Source organism: Novosphingobium sp. FG137 (assembly GCF_057809735.1).
Genome location: NZ_JBMDKN010000010.1, coordinates 59,497 through 75,287, shown reverse-complemented (window position 1 = coordinate 75,287; position 15,791 = coordinate 59,497). Strand labels below are relative to the sequence as shown.

Sequence of the window (15,791 nt, the reverse complement as noted above, 5' to 3'; positions counted from 1 at the left end):
TTGCAGATTAAAGAGGTTGGTGGAGGGATTTTACTCGTCGCCGCCGAAGCAACAGATAGGCAGCGGGCAGGACGAACATCGAGAGCAGTGGCGCGGTGAGCATGCCGCCGATCATCGGCGCGGCGATCCGGCTCATCACTTCCGAACCCGCGCCCGAGCCGAGCAGGATCGGCAACAAGCCGGCGAGGATCACTGCGACTGTCATCGCCTTGGGCCGGACGCGGAGCAGCGCGCCTTCGCGGACCGCCGCCTCGATCTGGTCGGCATCAGGATCGACGCCACGCTCTTCCAGCGCATTCTTGAGGTAGATCAACATGACCACGCCGAACTCGGCGGAGACGCCGGCCAGCGCGATGAACCCGACGCCCGTCGCCACCGACTGGTTGAAGCCGAGCAGGTAAAGCGTCCAGATACCGCCGGTGAGCGCGAACGGGAGCGTGCCCATGATCAGTGCGGCTTCGTCGAACCGACCGAAAATCATGAAGAGCAGTACGAAGATGATCAGCAACGTGGCCGGCACGACCAGCTTGAGCTTTTCGACGGCCCGCTGGAGATATTCGAATTGGCCGGAGTAGGCGATACTCACGCCCGGCGAGAGCTTTACCTCCTTCGCCACCGCGCGTTGCAGGTCGCCTACCACCGAAGCGAGATCGCGGCCGCGGACATCGACGTAGACCCAGGTCGATGGCCGGGCATTCTCGGTCTTGAGCATCGGCGGCCCTTCGGCGACCGCAACCTTCGCTACGGTGCCCAGCGTGATCTGCTGACCTGAGGGTGTGAGCACCGGCAAAGTGCGCAAACCCTCGAGGCTGTCGCGCAGCTCACGCGGATAGCGCACGCTGATCGGGTAGCGCGCCAGGCCTTCGACGGTTTCGCCGATGGTCTCGCCACCGATCGCGCCCGAGACGATCGCCTGCACGTCGGCGATGTTGAGCCCGAAGCGGGCGGCGGCGGCACGATCGATATCGACATCTACATAGCGCCCGCCGGTCAATCGCTCGGCCAGTGCCGAACTGACGCCCGGCACGGTCTTGGCGACCGTCTCGATATCATGGGCGATGCGGTCGAGCTGGGCGAGGTCGGCGCCCGAGACCTTGACCCCGATCGGACTCTTGATGCCGGTCGCGAGCATGTCGATGCGGTTACGGATCGGCGGCACCCAGACATTGGCGAGGCCGGGTAGCTTCACCGTGCGGTCCAGCTCTTCAACGAGCTTGTCCGTGGTCATACCGGGCCGCCATTGGTCACGCGGCTTGAACTGGATGGTGGTCTCGAACATTTCGAGCGGCGCGGGATCGGTGGCAGTCTCGGCGCGTCCCGCCTTGCCGAACACGCTCTCAACCTCGGGTACCGTCTTGATCAGCCGGTCGGTCTGCTGGAGCAGTTGCGAGGCCTTTGCCGCTGACAGTCCTGGCAAGGCCGAGGGCATATAGAGCAGGTCGCCTTCGTCCATATTCGGCATGAACTCGCCGCCGAGTCGGGAGAGCGGCCAAGCCGTCGTTGCGAAGACCAAAACCGCAATCAGCAGCACCGCCTTGGGCTTTTTCATCGTCCAGTCGAGGGCGGGCCGGTAGATATTGGTCAGCCAGCGATTGATCGGGTTGGACTGCTCGGCGGGAATGCGGCCCCGGATGAGATACCCCATCAGGATGGGGACCAGCGTCACCGAGAGGATCGCGGCCGATGCCATCGCATAGGTCTTGGTGAACGCCAGCGGCGCGAATAGCCGGCCCTCCTGCCCCTCCAGTGTGAACACGGGGATGAACGAGAGGGTGATGATCAATAGGCTGAAGAACAGCGCTGGGCCGACCTCGGCTGCGGCATCAGTGACCACCGTCCAGCGTGTCGGACTATCGAGTACCTGCTGCGGGTGGTCATGTTCCCAGCGCTCGATCTTCTTGTGCGCGTTCTCGATCATGACCACCGCCGCATCGACCATCGCGCCGATCGCGATGGCAATGCCGCCCAGCGACATGATGTTGGCGTTGACCCCCTGGAACCGCATCACGACGAACGCCGCCAGCACGCCTATCGGCAGGGTCAGGATCGCAACCAGTGCCGAACGGACGTGCCAGAGGAACAGGCCGCAGACGATCGCGACGACGATAAACTCCTCGATCAGCTTGTGGGTAAGGTTATCGACCGCACGGTCGATGAGCTGCGAGCGGTCATAGGTGGTGACGATCTCCACGCCGGGCGGCAGGCTCGCCTTCAGGGTGGCCAGCTTGTCCTTGACCGCCGCGATCGTTTCGCGCGCATTCTTGCCCGACCGCAGGATCACGACGCCGCCGGCGACCTCGCCTTCGCCGTTCAACTCGGCGATTCCGCGCCGCATCTCGGGGCCAATCTGGACCGTGGCGACATCGCCTAGCCGCACGGGCACACCGCCCATTGCGGTCCGCAGGGGAATGGCCCGGAAATCGTCGAGCGTCTTCAGATAGCCCGAGGCACGGACCATATATTCGGCCTCGGCCATCTCCAGCACGGAGCCGCCCGCTTCCTGATTGGCCTGTTGGATCGCCTGCACGGCCTGCTGGTGGGTGACCCCGTAAGCGGCGAGCTTCACCGGATCGAGCAGCACCTGGTACTGCTTGACCATGCCGCCGATGCTGGCGACCTCGGCAACACCGGGAACGGTTTTCAGCTCGTAGCGCAGGAACCAGTCCTGAAACCCGCGAAGCTGGGCCAGATCGTGCTGGCCGGTCCTATCGACCAGGGCATATTCATAGACCCAGCCGACACCGGTTGCATCGGGACCGAGCGCGCTGCGGGCGCTCGCCGGCAGGCGGCCCTGTACCTGATTGAGATATTCGAGCACGCGGCTGCGCGCCCAATAGAGATCGGTGCCGTCCTCGAAGATCACATAGACGAAGCTGTCGCCGAAGAAGGAATAGCCGCGCACCGTCTTGGCGCCCGGCACCGAAAGCATGGTGGTGGTCAGCGGATAGGTGACCTGGTTCTCGACGATCTGCGGCGCCTGTCCCGGATAGCTGGTGCGGATGATGACCTGCGTGTCGGAGAGGTCCGGTAGCGCGTCGATCGCGGTTGATCGCACCGCCCAGATACCCACTCCGATAAGGGCCAATACACCGATCAGGACGAAGAAGCGGTTCCTGACCGACCAGCGGATGAGATGGGCAATCACTGCCCCGCCACCTTCGCCATGCGCCGCACGGTCGGTCCGGCCGGCGGTTGATCGAACCCGAAACGGACACGATCGCCCGTCTTCAGGCCGCGCGCGACGTTCGGATCGGGAAGTTGGAATGTCATCGTCATCGCCGGCCAGCCAATCGCCGGCACCGGCTCGTGGCTCAGCGTCACCGAATTGGCGGTGAGCTGCTCGATTTTGCCTACGGTCTCGTAGAGCGCGGCGGTAGCTGCGGGTTTGCCAGCTGCCATCGGCACACCGCCACCGATCGGCCGTGCCTGCACGCCGGAAAGACTAGCCTCGGAGTCGATCAGGAATTGGCCCGAGGCGATGACCTTCTCGCCTTCGGAGAGCCCAGCAAGGATCTCGGTGTCGTCCCCGGATTCCCTGCCGGTTTGCACCTCGGCCGGCCGGTAGCGGCCCTTATCTAGCGCAAGCATCACCAAGGTCCGCTTGCCGGTGCGGATCAGCGCCTCGGAGGGTACGAGCAATGCTGGCTGTGCGCTGCCGCCGAACGACACGGTTGCGAACATGCCCGGGCGCAGACGACCACCACGATTGGGTAGTTCGATCCGCACGGTGAGCGTCCGGCTGTCGGCCTGCGTCGTAGGCAGGATCGCCGAGACACGGCCCGACAATGTCTCGCCGGGGAATGCGGCAAGCGTGGCCTGCACGGTTTGTCCGGGCTTGAGCGGTCCCGCGATGGCTTCGGGCACGGCAGCATTGAGCCAGACCGTGCCAAGGCCGTTGACCTCGGCAAGCGTCTGTCCTGCCGTCATCGTCATGCCGGCCCGCACATCCAACGTCTTTATGACGCCGCCGGTTGGCGTGGAAATCGTCATGACATTGTGCGGCCGACCCGTTCGCTCGACCGATGCGACCGTACCAGACGGCATGCCAAGCAGTATGAGCCGCTGGCGCGCTGCCTGTATCAACGCAGCGTTCCCGGTGCGGCGGATCGCCAGGAACTCGGCCTGTGCGCCACCCCATTCGGGAACGAGCAGGTCGGCGAGTGGGGCACCGGCGCCAATGATGTCGCCGGGCGCCAGGGCATAGACCCTTTGAACGAACCCGCCAGCGCGCGCCTGGACGATCGCGACATCGCGCTGGTTGAAGTCGATCGTGCCGGTGGCGGTCAGGCTGCTGGTCAGTTGTCCCCGTCGTACGGCGACCGGGCGCAGCCCCAGCGTCTGGGACGCAGCGGGATCGATGCGGATGCCCGGCGCGTTGCCGCCGCCTTCATCGGCATATTTGGGGATGGTCTTCATCCCCATCGACGAAAGCGTATCCGGATTGTTGTAGTGCTCTTGCGGCACCATAGGATCGTACCAGTAAAGCGCCTTACGACCGGCATCGGCTGTTTGCGTAGGAGCGGTTTCGCTCCCACCGAGGTGGGCGATGCCATAGCCTGCGCCACCAGCGACGAGGGCGAGCGCTGCGGCGGCAAGACCCAGCCGGGCGCGCGGTGATATCTCGAGGCTCATCGATCTTCGCTCCGGTACGTTAGAGTCAATCGCGCGCCGTCAGCGGCGACCAGCGCCTCGCGGTCGAGGACAGTGAGGGTTGCGTCGGCCAGCGCGGCATAAGCGTCGGCGACATCGACAAGACTGGCGCGTCCAGCACCGTAGCTGGCGGTCTCCAGTTTCACGCGCTGCTCGGCCAGCGGCTGCAGCGTTCCTTGCGCGCGCATCCATTGCTCATGATGCATGACATGATCGGCGAGATCGGCGTCGAGATCGGCGGCGAGCGCCCGCCTAGTGGCCTCGCGCTCGGCCAAGACCCGCCCCACATTCGCCTGGGCCGCGGCGATCCCGGCATTCTGGCGGTTGCGGGTGAAAAACGGCAGGCTGACGGTCACACCGGCCGAGACATAGTCGCCGAAACGAGGATCGCGCCGCTGATAGGCGACATTCACGCCGAAGTCAGAACGCCGACTGGCATCAGCCACGCGCACATCGGCGTCCGCCTGGCCGGCCTGGGCATCGATCACCTGAACGGTGGGATGGCGATCGAGACCGGCACGCAGTTCGGCCGCATCGACCGGGAATTCGGGGATCGGCCCGGCGATTTCAGGCGTGGGATCGCCGGTCCAGCGGGTCAGCGTCGCGCGTGCTCGCGCCACGTTCGAGACGAGCTCGCTGCGGCGATCCTGCATCGCCGCGACCGCCTGCTGACCGGCAAGCGTCTGTGCCGGCCGGGCGTTACCCGAAGCGACAGCGCCGGTCGTGGTCCCTACGACGCGCTCGAGCCGGGACAGCACGTCGTCAAGAGCGGCAAGCCTGCGCTCGGCATAGGCCAGATTGATCCACGCCAACGCCGTACCTACCTCGACGGTGCGCGCCTCGACCGCCGTATCAGCCTCCGCCGCCCTGATGTCGCTATCGGCGCGCGCCTGCTGGGCATGGCGCTTGGCGAGGTTGGGAATGTCCTGAGACACGCCCACCCGCGCCATGGTAAAATTGTCCCGCTGCGGCTCGAACGCGAGCGGTCCTGAGATCGGGAAGCTGTCTACGCCCACTGCGAGGGTGGGATCGGGCAGCGTTCCCGCGGCCCCACGCGCCGAACGCGCGGCATCAGTGCCAAGCGTCTTCGCTCGAATGGAGGGAGCATCGTGCTCCGCCTGGCGAAGCGCCGCATCGAAGGTAAGCGGACCGGCGAACGCAATCCCGGGGATCGCCGCGAGCAGCGACGCACAAACAAACAATCGCATGGAAAACTCCTGGTCGGAGGACCGGATCGGCAGCGCACAATATGACAGGCCTATCAGTGGCGGCGGAATGGGGGGCATTCCGCCGCCACTGCTGGCCTAGCCGTCTATGCGACCTGAAGCGGCCAGAACTTTTGCCTAACCGACCGACGGGGCCGACGAAGGCGATGCCATGCTGTGCATCTGCTTCATGCAATCAGCAGCGTCGGCGCTGCTCATCTTCATCATGTCGCAGTCGCACGCCGCCACTTGCGTGGTATCAGGCACCCAGACGCGCCGCTGTCCCTGGAGCGGCGCACGCGGTCCGTATTGCGGGACCGACTTCCACTCATAATGGCCGGACTGCTGGCTATGGTCGGGGACGCCGGCGAATGCGGCGACGGGTGCGGCAAGGGCTACGCCCAGCAGTGCATAGAAAACACGGTTCTTCATGACTATCATCCTTTGGCAAATCATCGGGGTAGCCGCAGGTTGGACAGGAGGTTCGATACGCGACAGGCGCAACGACCCTTCCAACCTTACGGCCGAGTTCGATCAGCCAAGGAGAGTCGGCGGTTCCGGTTCGGGAGCAACGTCACCGCCGCGCAGGACAGTGGTGGTCGCCCAGAAGGCCAGGGTCGGATCGGCCGCGCGCACCGCAAGCGTCGGTGCGTCATTGCGAACCGCCATGGGAATGACACAGCCCATCGCGGCGATGCAGGCGAGCGTCATGCCCTTGCAGGGTTTCTGCGCGGGCTGCTGTTGCTGCGTCATCATCTTCATGCAGTCTTCGGACATGCCGGAATCGGCCGTCCCGGTCATCGCCATCGATACGGACACTACAGGCGGTGCTGACGCAAAGGCGGCTTCCTGGCCGAGCAGACCGAGCAGGGCTCCGAGCAGGAGAAAGAGGGGAAGCGCACATTTCACAGCTGTAATCAACTACGCCAATCTTGATCCAAGAGCAACGTCATGCTCATTCGCCGTGCCGCGCGTAGATAGTTTTGCTTCCTGCACCAAAGGCTAAGACATTGAACGGCTGAACCGGCTGCCCGGGGCCCTCCATGCCTGGTGATCCGAGAGGCATGCCCGTTACGGCAAGACCGCTCACACCACGAGGACGCTGCGCGAGAACGCGCTTCATGTCCGCGATAGGGACGTGTCCCTCGAAAACCATGCCGTCGACGATCGCTGTATGACATGATGACAGCCGAGCGGGCACGCCGTGCACGCGCTGAAAGGCAGATCGCTGCTGATCATCGATTATGGCCACGCGCCGGCCGAATTGCTGGCGGATCTGGGCGGCCCATTTCTCGCAGCAACCACAGCCTGGATCGCGATGGACTAGGATAGGTACGGCCGCGGCATTGGCGACCGAGACAGACGCGGCGAACGCAGCAAGAACGAGTTTGAGTGGCATATACACCTTCAGTTATCCCCCCGCCCTTGGGCGGGGGGAAGTCTCTACTGCGCACGCTTGTGGTGAGCTCTTAGCCAGCCCTGCAGCTCGCCCACTTCCCGAGTCTGCTCGGTAATCGCCTTGGTCGCCATCGTTCGAACCTGCGCGTCCTTTGTGTCGCGCAAGACGATGCGTGACATCGCGATCGCGCCGCGATGATGCTCGATCATCTTGCGAACCCAGGTTTCCGTCGCGTCGCCGCCCATGGCGGACATCATCTTCTGATGCATCTCCATCTCGGCCGGCGGATACGGGTTGGCCGGCGTAGGGTTCATCATCTGGCCCATGTCCATCTTTGAATGGTCCATGCCCTGCATTTGCGCGATCGCGGGTGTGGTCAACAATCCCACGATCATGACGGCGATTATTTTCTTCACAATTCTCTCCTCATCGCCCCGCATTGTTAATACGCGCGAGCGCGCCATTACCCTCGCAAGCCTGCGCTAATTTTCGAGAATGGGATGGCGAAACCTACTTGCGGGCGAGAATAGCCTTCATCTCATCAATCTCGCGCCGTTGGGATTCCTCGATGCCACCGCACAGCCGGACGATTTCCGGGTCCTTCAAGGTCGCCTCGCGACACATGAGGATCGCCCCCGAATGGTGCGGGATCATCGAACGCAGGAATGCCGTGTCACCGATCGTCGTTTGCGTGCGGATCAGGGCGAACGATCCAGCAAATATCACAACCGAGCCGACCAGAAGGGCAGCATTGGCCGCCTTTGATGGGAACATATGACCCATTGCGAGGATCATCAGCACCACCATCGGCGCGACCATCATCAGCGTCATATAGACCATATTGAGATTATTGTAGAAGCTCCCCAGGCTGTCGATCATGACGAACATCACCAAATACATGATAATGCCGCCGACCAGCGTCTGCAGCGCGAGGCTCGCATAAGCATTCTTCATCATCGGTCGTCTCCTTTGGCCCCCGCCCAAGAATTCCCCATGTTTGTTCAGTTCTTGCGGCGCCGCTTTCGCGGCCAGCGAAAATACAAAAGGGCAGAACCAGCGATCGCCAGCGCAAGCCCCCCAGCGGCGAATCCAATCAGCCAAGGTGAGTTGAAATCCTCATGGTTCTTCCAGTCCATGATGTGGAGGCCCCAGAAGAAGTCGTAGAGACGCCAGGTGCCGTTCCTGACGGCAACAATTCGACCGCTGTTTTGCGCAACATAGATACGGGTCGCGTCGTGGTCCGGGAAATCGACCCGCCATGCCGGCAGCGTCGCCTTATATTCGGTGCTGGCGGTCAAAATGGCGCGTACGCTCGGCGTCGGCGCCACGCCGCGATAGGCTTGGACCGCGACTGCTCGCGCCATTGCAGCATTTAGAGGAGGGATGCGCTTTCCAGTCTCGGCGTCGTGGAGCGCCACCGCACCATCGGCCAGCTCGACCTCGGCGACCTCGCGTCCCAGCAGCAGACGATAGCGGACCTCTCGCGCGGGTTTGTTCGCCTTGCGCAACACGAGATCCAGCGGTGCGCGGGGACGAGCTTGATCAAGCGTCGCTGGCGATACCCGCTCCACGAGACGTTCACCGCGAACCCGATCGATCGGCAGCACGCTCATGATCAGGCCGCTGGCAACCCATAGCAATAGCTGGACACCGATGATCAGAGCCAGCCAGCGGTGGACGCGGCTAGCCCCGACGTGGAGCCGAAGCCGAGCGCTCCTCAGAACCAGGTCCGCACGCCAATGACGAAGCTCGTCGCCTTGACGTCCTTTCCGTCTGCCCGCGCATAGTCAGCTGTCTTACCGAGCTTTCGGTCGTAGGAAACGCCGATATAGGGAGCAAATTCACGTCGAATCTCATAGCGCAGGCGCAAGCCCAGCTCCGCGTTGGAGAGGCCCGACCCGATCCGGGTTTCGGGCACATCCTGGGCCGAAAGGTTCAGTTCGACGCGGGGCTGAAGGATAAAACGCTGCGTGAGGCGCTGATCGTAATAGCCCTCGACCCGTCCCAGCACCTCGCCCTTGTTCGACAGAAACACGGTAGCTTCCGTTTCGAACCAGTAAGGCGCGACGCCCTCAATGCCGATCGTTGCGTAGGTGCGGGAGGGATTGGGCTTGAAATCGTAGCGGACGCCCGCCTGCACATTCCAGTAGGGATCGAGTGCGCGACTGTAGAGCGCCTGGACTTCGGCGCTATCGACGCCTTCTCGAAAAGCCCCCTCGCCCTCGGTCTTGACGACAAGCCGATCGAGATCCTTGCCGAACCACGCTTCGCCGTCCCAGCGATAGCCATCGCGACCATTTCGGACCTGATATTCGGCCAGGTTGAACAGGATCATCGAGGATGTGCTGCCGCCATGTTCGTTGTGCAACATAGCGCGGGAATCGGCCATCGCGCCGTTCTGGTAAATCCGATCCGCATAGTGATCGCTCGGCGGCAATGGTGCCGGCGCGTTGCCCGGTACAAGGCTCGTGCCCCCTGCCCCATGCCCCGCCATCTGCCCATCCATCGCCATCCCGGGCATCGACGACATGTCATGCTCCATCGGCTGACCACTTCCAGCAGCAGGCATATTCATGCCGGGCATATCATGTTTCATAGCGCCACCCGCCGTGTCCGGCATTGTCATGCCAGGCATGCTCGACATGTCATGTCCGGCATGGGGATCGGCCTTCGGAGATGCCTTGCTTCCCGCCGTTCCCGACATATCCATTCCGGGCATGGTGCCCATTCCCGACATGTCGTGGGCGGCGGCATTGGGTTTCGCCGCAGGTGTCGCGCGCCTGGCGGGTGTTGGTCTGGTAGCCGGCTTGGCCGACGTTTTGCGCTTGGCGGGCGTAGCGGGCTTGGCTGCAGGCCTCTTCTTCGCGGGCGCCTTGGCTGCAGGCATGTTCATGCCCGGCATATTCTGCATGGATTGCGCGCTCGCCGGTACTGCGAAAGCGAGCGGCGCGGCGCTGATCAGGAGAAGAAGCGACTTCATGCGGCTTCTCCCCGGGGACGGACAGAGACTACGCGCATCATCCCGGCGTGCATGTGGTAGAGCATATGGCAGTGGAAGGCCCAATCTCCGACTGCGTTGGCGGTGAGATCGAAGCTCACCTTGCCGCCCGGCGCGACGTTCACCGTGTGCTTGCGCGGCGAATATTCGCCATGGCCCGTGACCAGCTCGAAAAAATGTCCGTGAAGATGGATCGGGTGCGACATCATCGTGTCGTTCACCAGCGTGACACGCACCCGTTCATTTTCGAGAAACGGAATCGGCTCCCGCTTGTCGCTCAGCTTCACGCCGTCGAACGACCACATATAGCGTTCCATGTTTCCGGTCAGATGAATCTCCATTGCGCGGTCGGGTGCCCGCACGTCGGGATTGCGGTCGACCGCCATGAGATCGCGATAGACCAGAACACGGTGCCCGACATCGTCAAGGCCCTGTCCGGGCTCTCCCGTGCGATCCATCGGCATAGGAGAGATCGTCTGCACGCCAGGCCCCATCTTGACCTGCGGGGCTTTGCTGGCGTCGCGCATATTCATGCCGCCCATTCCGCCCATCGCCATGCCGCCCATCGCGTCGCCGGCAGGCGCACCCATTCCAGGCATGTTCGCCATCGAACCATCGGCCGGCTTGTCCATTGCGGGCATCGAGGCCCCGGATTCCATGTTCATTCCAGCCATACCGCCCGCGGCGGCCCCGCTTGCCGACATGTCATGTCCCATCGCTGCGTGATCCATGCCTTGCATGCCACCCATATCCATGTCCCCCATGCCCATGTCTTTCATATTAGCGAGGGGACGTTTGCGTAGCGCAGGCACTTCAGCTGCCATGCCTTCGCGCGGAGCCAGAGTTGCGCGGGCCATGCCCGATCGATCGACGGATTCGCCGACCAGCGTATAGGCGCGATCATCAGTCGGTGTGACGATGACGTCGTAAGTCTCGGCCACCGCGATCTGGAACTCGTCAACCTCGACAGGCCTGACGTTGAGCCCGTCGGCCTGAACGACCGTAAGTTTGAGGCCGGGAATCCTGACATTGAATGTCGTCATCGCAGAGGCGTTGACGAAACGCAGCCGGACGCGCTCGCCGGGCCGGAAGAGCGCAGTCCAATTGTCCTGCGGGCCATGCCCGTTCACGAGATATGTATAGGTCGAACCCGTGACATCGGAAACGTCGGTCGGGTCCATACGCATATTGCCCCAGTCGAGACGTTCCTTGAGTGGTTGGTCTTTCTTGGCCAGGAGACCGGCCAGCGTTTGGCGCTGATAGTTGAAATAGCCCCCGCCGACCTGCTTGAGCTTCCGGAAAATCGCGTGGGGGTGCATCTGGCTATGGTCGGACAGCACGACGACATGCTCGCGATCCGAGCGGATCGGGTCCTCGCCTTCCGGATCGATGACGATCGGCCCATAATGGCCCATCTGCTCCTGCAGCCCCGAATGGCTATGATACCAATATGTGCCCGCCTGAACGATCGGGAACTCGTAGACGAAGGTCGACTTTGGTTTGATGCCGGGGAAGCTGATCCCGGGCACGCCATCAAACTGGAATGGTACGAGTAAGCCATGCCAGTGGATCGAGCTGTCTTCGTCGAGATCGTTGATCACCGACAGGCGCGCCGTCTGGCCCTGGCGCAGCCGGATGAGGGGTGCCGGCACCGTGCCGTTGATGCCAATGGCATGGCTTGCCCGGCCATCGATCATCATCATCTGATGGGCGATTTTGAGCGTGATGTCGTTCCCGGTGACGATCGGGAGCGGCTTCACGATCCCGGCCGAAACGGGCTGAGCCCATGCCGGCATCCAGGCCGACAATGCCAGACCACCGCCGGTCAATGCGGCACCGCGGAAAAGGTCGCGGCGGTTCAATAACGGGGGCATAGTATCTCCTTGTTCAAACTGCAGCACTCCGGGTCCGCAAAGGCGCTCGAGCGCGGTATCTCTCTCTCCTTACGCGCGAGCGGGGCGCCCCCCTCATTCCTCGGCCAAGATTTCCGCAAGGCGCGACCGCGCACGGTAAAGGCGCGTCTCGACCGCCTTGCCACTTATCGAGAGCGCAGTTGCCGCTTCCGACTGATTCAGCCCTTCGACTGTGCGGAGCAACAGAACTTCCCGCAACGAGACCGGTAGCGCGCTGATTGCGGCGGCCATTCGCTCGAGCTCCATTTTCGAGTCGGCACTGGCATGCGCGGAGGGTGCATCATCCGGCACTTGTTCGATCTCGGCGTCGGACGCTGCAGAACCGAAGGTGAAAAGCTGCCGCACCTTCTGGCGGCGGTGCCAGTCGCGGCATTTGTTAATCGCGATCCGGGACAGCCAAGCCCGGAGCGGCCGCGCGCCATCATATTTTCGCAGATGGCTGAACGCGGAGACGAAGCAGTCCTGGGTGAGGTCTAGCGCGTCCTCGGCATTACCCACCAGGCCGCGTACCAGTCGAAATATCGCAGCCTGGTGCCGATGCATGATCTCTGCGAAGGCCGGCTGCCGACCCGCGAGCGTTAGCGCTGCTAGTTCACCGTCCGAGCACGCGCGAAGATCCAGACTCACCGTGCATCGTCGGTGAGCGCATGTACCACCGCCTGATCGAAGGTCTTGGCCTGATCAGGGCGCAAGATCTGGCGCATCGCGAAGATATGGCCAAGCGTTTCCTTTTGCAGTTCGCCCATCGCCTGATGCGACTGATCGACGGCCGCCGTGACACCCGGTCCGTTGCCATGTTCGGCTTCGATCGCGGCCGCGAGACGCGCGTTGTCCGCTCTCAGTTCGAGCTCCAGCGCGCGACGACGCACGGCAAAGCGCTGCTCAAGCAGTTCGATCTGCGCCTTCTGACGGTCGTCCAGGTCGAGCTTGCTGTGCAACACGTCGTGGAGTTCGACACCGGCCGCCTTGGGCTGGGGGAAGAAGTGACGCCCAAGGAACACGCCCGCAACGGCTGCGACGAAGGCGACGACAGCTACCAAAACAAGCAATTTTGCCTTCATTGAGAGCCTACCAGCAGCGTCGAGGGGGCAAGCGGATTGGATGGCCCGAACGGCGAGAGCGTGACCGATGCCTCGGCAGGCGGCGTAAATCCGTTGCTGGCGATACCGAGCAGCACTGCTCCAAAGGCGGCCACTGCACCAAACCGGAGTTGAGAAGCGGCCGAAACCTGCGGCAATGCCGCAATGCGTTGGAACACGGCCTCCTCCAGACCGATCAGGCCCGGATGATCCGGTTCATTGCGCAAGCGGGTCAAAAGCCCATCCAAGTCTGTTTTCATCGCAAATCCCAATCTCTATCTGTTCAGCGCGCTGGCACGAGGGCCGCCCCCTCCACCGTTCGCTCAACCAGCCCTTAGTGATTGCGTCCCCCGCGGTCGGTTTGGCTGAACGGCGACCTGTCGGCAGGCGGACACATTGTTACGGCATCATCTTTTTCATGCCAGGCATATCCTTCATCATCGCGTCATGGTCTTCAGGCGCACTGGCAATCGCTGCCTGATATTGCGCCGGGGTCATCTTGGGCAGTTGCCGCACGAAAGCCACCATGTCCCAAATCAATTCGTCGCTATGCGTTTTACCCCAAGCCGGCATCGCAGTCAGCTTGACCCCATGCTTGATGATCCAGAATTGCTCCTTTGCCGATCTCTGTGGCTCCCGGAAAAGCTCGGGAGCCTGGGGATAAAGGCCTTGGCTGATCTCGGACTTTTCCAGACCCGGTGCGAGATGGCAGCCGCTGCACATCTCGGTGTAAAGTCCTGCGCCGCTCTGCAGCCGTTTCACGTCCTCTAGGTTGGCTGGGACGCCCACGTTGCGAGCCCGGACGGCGATCGAACGATCACGAAGCTGCTCTATCAGCCAATAGACCGGTCTGGTGTGCGGCGAATCCGCCCCGATGTCATAGGCGCCCACATATACGACAATCCCAGCCAGTGCACCGCCGACCAGCGCCGCGACCGCGATGAACGGGCCGCTCGGAAAATGTTTCCGAAGCCATGCCTTCCTTGAATCTTCCATCGCGTCCTCCCCAGCCGAAAAGCCCTTGGTCGATCGGTGATGTCGCACCTATCCACTTGATCATACGCGCGGCGAGCTTCCACCCCTCATCCGTCGCGCAGGTCTCCGGCGCACACCAGTTGGCACACCGAATTCGAAGAAATCATGCCCGTCGAATGAGGGGTCACGGTGCGCGGTGCGTAAATCGCTTTGTCGGCAGTATCGCCGCCCATGGAGAAATCGATGTTTCGTAAAACTGCTTTTGCCGTCGCCATGGCGGCGTCTGTGTTCGCCGCTACCGCTGTTCAGGCGCACCCCAAACTCACCAATGCCACGCCCGCGGCCGATACAGTCGTTTCGGCTCCGGCCAGAATTCAGCTCGTCTTTTCCGAAGCACTGGTCGCGCAATTTTCCGGGATCGACCTGACGATGACCGAAATGCCCGCCATGAAGATGGGGCCGATGAAGATGAACGGTGTCAAGGCGACCGTGGCCGCAGATGGCAAGACGCTCGTAGCCACGCTTGCCAAGCCGCTGCCGGTTGGAACCTACAAGGTCGACTATCACGTCGTCTCTACCGACACCCATCGCATTCAGGGCAGCTATACCTTCAAGGTCCAGTAAGAGCGTGCCGGACATCATAGCGATTGCGGTCAGGCTAGGGCTTTATCTCGATCTCATGTTGCTTTTCGGGTTGCCGATGTTCGGCCTATATACGTTACGCGGGGCCGAGCGAGCATCCGGCTCGGTCCTGCGCTTTCGCTCGGTCTTGGCGACGATCGCGCTTGCCGGCATCGTATTATCGATTTTGGGCATGATAGCCTTGGCGGCCTCGATGGGCGGTGTGCGGGTCGATCAAGTGGACCGCGCCACTGTTAATCTTCTGATATCGGGCACAGCGATCGGCACCGTCTGGCAAGTTCGGGTGGCAGCACTCTTACTGGTCCTGTACTTTTCCGTTGTCGGGTGGCGATGCCCTGCATTCGCCCTCGGGTCAGTTTCAGTGACGGCAGCGATCGCTCTCGCGACTTTGGCCTGGACTGGTCACGGCGCGGCCGATGAAGGTTTGTGGGGATGGATCCATCTTGGCGCCGACATCACTCATCTGTTGGCCGCAGGCATATGGATTGGAGCGCTTTCCGCCCTGTGCCTGCTCATTTTTCGCCCAGCGGCCCGCATGGCAATCGATCATGTCCACCTGTCTCACCGGGCGTTGGATGGCTTCGCAAAGGTAGGATCGATCGTCGTGGGTCTGCTCATCCTGTCAGGCTTCATCAACAGTTGGATCTTGGTCGGACCGTCCAACCTGGCGGCGCTTTTTACCACCCTCTACGGCGTGTTGCTGGCCGTGAAACTGATGCTGTTTGGCGCGATGCTGTTCCTGGCCGCCGCTAATCGCTTCTTCCTCACCCCTGCCCTGGCGGCAGCGATCGAAACCGGGGACATGTCATCGGCGATCGGGTCACTTCGCCGCAGTCTCATTGTCGAGAGCGGCTGTGCGCTCACCATTCTCGCGCTTGTTGCCTGGCTGGGATTATTGGCCCCCCCTTCCTCGGGGATGTAGACATGCGG

General features: G+C 62.5%; 18 protein-coding genes. 2 read left to right on the top strand and 16 right to left on the bottom strand.

The features are described from left to right. Nucleotides 1-7: 7 nt before the first annotated feature. The 16 genes from ACODS2_RS21565 to ACODS2_RS21490 form a co-directional block, all read right to left on the bottom strand. The gene (locus ACODS2_RS21565; protein ID WP_489000577.1) at nt 8-3,145 is read right to left on the bottom strand and encodes an efflux RND transporter permease subunit; all 3,138 of its coding nucleotides are present in this window, start codon (nt 3,143-3,145) and stop codon (nt 8-10) included. Further along, nucleotides 3,142-4,632, bottom strand: coding sequence for an efflux RND transporter periplasmic adaptor subunit (locus tag ACODS2_RS21560; RefSeq protein WP_489000576.1), 1,491 nt, complete (start codon nt 4,630-4,632; stop codon nt 3,142-3,144). The genes ACODS2_RS21565 and ACODS2_RS21560 overlap by 4 nt, the downstream gene beginning before the upstream one ends. After that, on the bottom strand, nt 4,629-5,858 hold the full coding sequence (locus ACODS2_RS21555) for a TolC family protein (RefSeq protein ID WP_489000575.1): 1,230 nt from the start codon (nt 5,856-5,858) through the stop codon (nt 4,629-4,631). The genes ACODS2_RS21560 and ACODS2_RS21555 overlap by 4 nt, the downstream gene beginning before the upstream one ends. Before the next feature lie 135 nt (nt 5,859-5,993). After that, the gene (locus tag ACODS2_RS21550) at nt 5,994-6,287 is read right to left on the bottom strand and encodes a hypothetical protein (protein ID WP_489000574.1); all 294 of its coding nucleotides are present in this window, start codon (nt 6,285-6,287) and stop codon (nt 5,994-5,996) included. A 102-nt stretch (nt 6,288-6,389) separates the two neighbouring features. Beyond that, entirely contained in the window at nt 6,390-6,656 is a 267-nt protein-coding gene (locus ACODS2_RS21545; RefSeq protein ID WP_489000573.1) for a hypothetical protein, read from the bottom strand. Nucleotides 6,657-6,810: 154 nt separating this feature from the next. Then, nucleotides 6,811-7,254 (bottom strand): DUF411 domain-containing protein, encoded by a 444-nt coding sequence (locus ACODS2_RS21540; protein WP_489000600.1) that lies wholly within the window; start codon nt 7,252-7,254, stop codon nt 6,811-6,813. 44 nt (nt 7,255-7,298) lie between these two features. After that, a complete protein-coding gene (locus tag ACODS2_RS21535; RefSeq protein WP_174839330.1) occupies nt 7,299-7,694 on the bottom strand; it encodes a DUF305 domain-containing protein in 396 nt (131 codons plus the stop codon). 70 nt (nt 7,695-7,764) lie between these two features. Further along, nucleotides 7,765-8,211: a DUF305 domain-containing protein gene (locus ACODS2_RS21530; protein WP_149524032.1), complete on the bottom strand. Its 447-nt coding sequence runs from the start codon at nt 8,209-8,211 to the stop codon at nt 7,765-7,767. 44 nt (nt 8,212-8,255) lie between these two features. Beyond that, complete coding sequence (locus ACODS2_RS21525) at nt 8,256-8,975, bottom strand: PepSY domain-containing protein (protein WP_489000599.1); 720 nt, start codon at nt 8,973-8,975, stop codon at nt 8,256-8,258. Next, entirely contained in the window at nt 8,972-10,234 is a 1,263-nt protein-coding gene (locus tag ACODS2_RS21520; protein WP_489000572.1) for a copper resistance protein B, read from the bottom strand. The genes ACODS2_RS21525 and ACODS2_RS21520 overlap by 4 nt, the downstream gene beginning before the upstream one ends. After that, nucleotides 10,231-12,126, bottom strand: a complete 1,896-nt coding sequence (locus tag ACODS2_RS21515; protein WP_489000571.1) for a copper resistance system multicopper oxidase — start codon at nt 12,124-12,126, stop codon at nt 10,231-10,233. Before ACODS2_RS21515 ends, ACODS2_RS21520 begins: the two co-directional genes overlap by 4 nt. Before the next feature lie 93 nt (nt 12,127-12,219). Beyond that, on the bottom strand, nt 12,220-12,792 hold the full coding sequence (locus ACODS2_RS21510; protein WP_489000570.1) for an RNA polymerase sigma factor: 573 nt from the start codon (nt 12,790-12,792) through the stop codon (nt 12,220-12,222). Beyond that, entirely contained in the window at nt 12,789-13,226 is a 438-nt protein-coding gene (locus tag ACODS2_RS21505) for a periplasmic heavy metal sensor (RefSeq protein ID WP_174839325.1), read from the bottom strand. The genes ACODS2_RS21510 and ACODS2_RS21505 overlap by 4 nt, the downstream gene beginning before the upstream one ends. Next, entirely contained in the window at nt 13,223-13,504 is a 282-nt protein-coding gene (locus ACODS2_RS21500) for a hypothetical protein (protein WP_174839324.1), read from the bottom strand. The genes ACODS2_RS21505 and ACODS2_RS21500 overlap by 4 nt, the downstream gene beginning before the upstream one ends. Nucleotides 13,505-13,643: 139 nt before the next feature. Then, on the bottom strand, nt 13,644-14,240 hold the full coding sequence (locus ACODS2_RS21495) for a c-type cytochrome (RefSeq protein ID WP_489000569.1): 597 nt from the start codon (nt 14,238-14,240) through the stop codon (nt 13,644-13,646). An 86-nt stretch (nt 14,241-14,326) separates the two neighbouring features. Next, nucleotides 14,327-14,494, bottom strand: coding sequence for a hypothetical protein (locus ACODS2_RS21490; protein WP_489000568.1), 168 nt, complete (start codon nt 14,492-14,494; stop codon nt 14,327-14,329). Here ACODS2_RS21490 and copC point away from each other — a divergent pair. Then, nucleotides 14,493-14,843, top strand: coding sequence for a copper homeostasis periplasmic binding protein CopC (copC, locus tag ACODS2_RS21485; protein WP_489000567.1), 351 nt, complete (start codon nt 14,493-14,495; stop codon nt 14,841-14,843). The genes ACODS2_RS21490 and copC overlap by 2 nt on opposite strands. 4 nt (nt 14,844-14,847) lie before the next feature. After that, nucleotides 14,848-15,783: a copper homeostasis membrane protein CopD gene (gene copD / locus ACODS2_RS21480; protein WP_489000566.1), complete on the top strand. Its 936-nt coding sequence runs from the start codon at nt 14,848-14,850 to the stop codon at nt 15,781-15,783. The last annotated feature ends 8 nt before the right edge of the window (nt 15,784-15,791 follow it).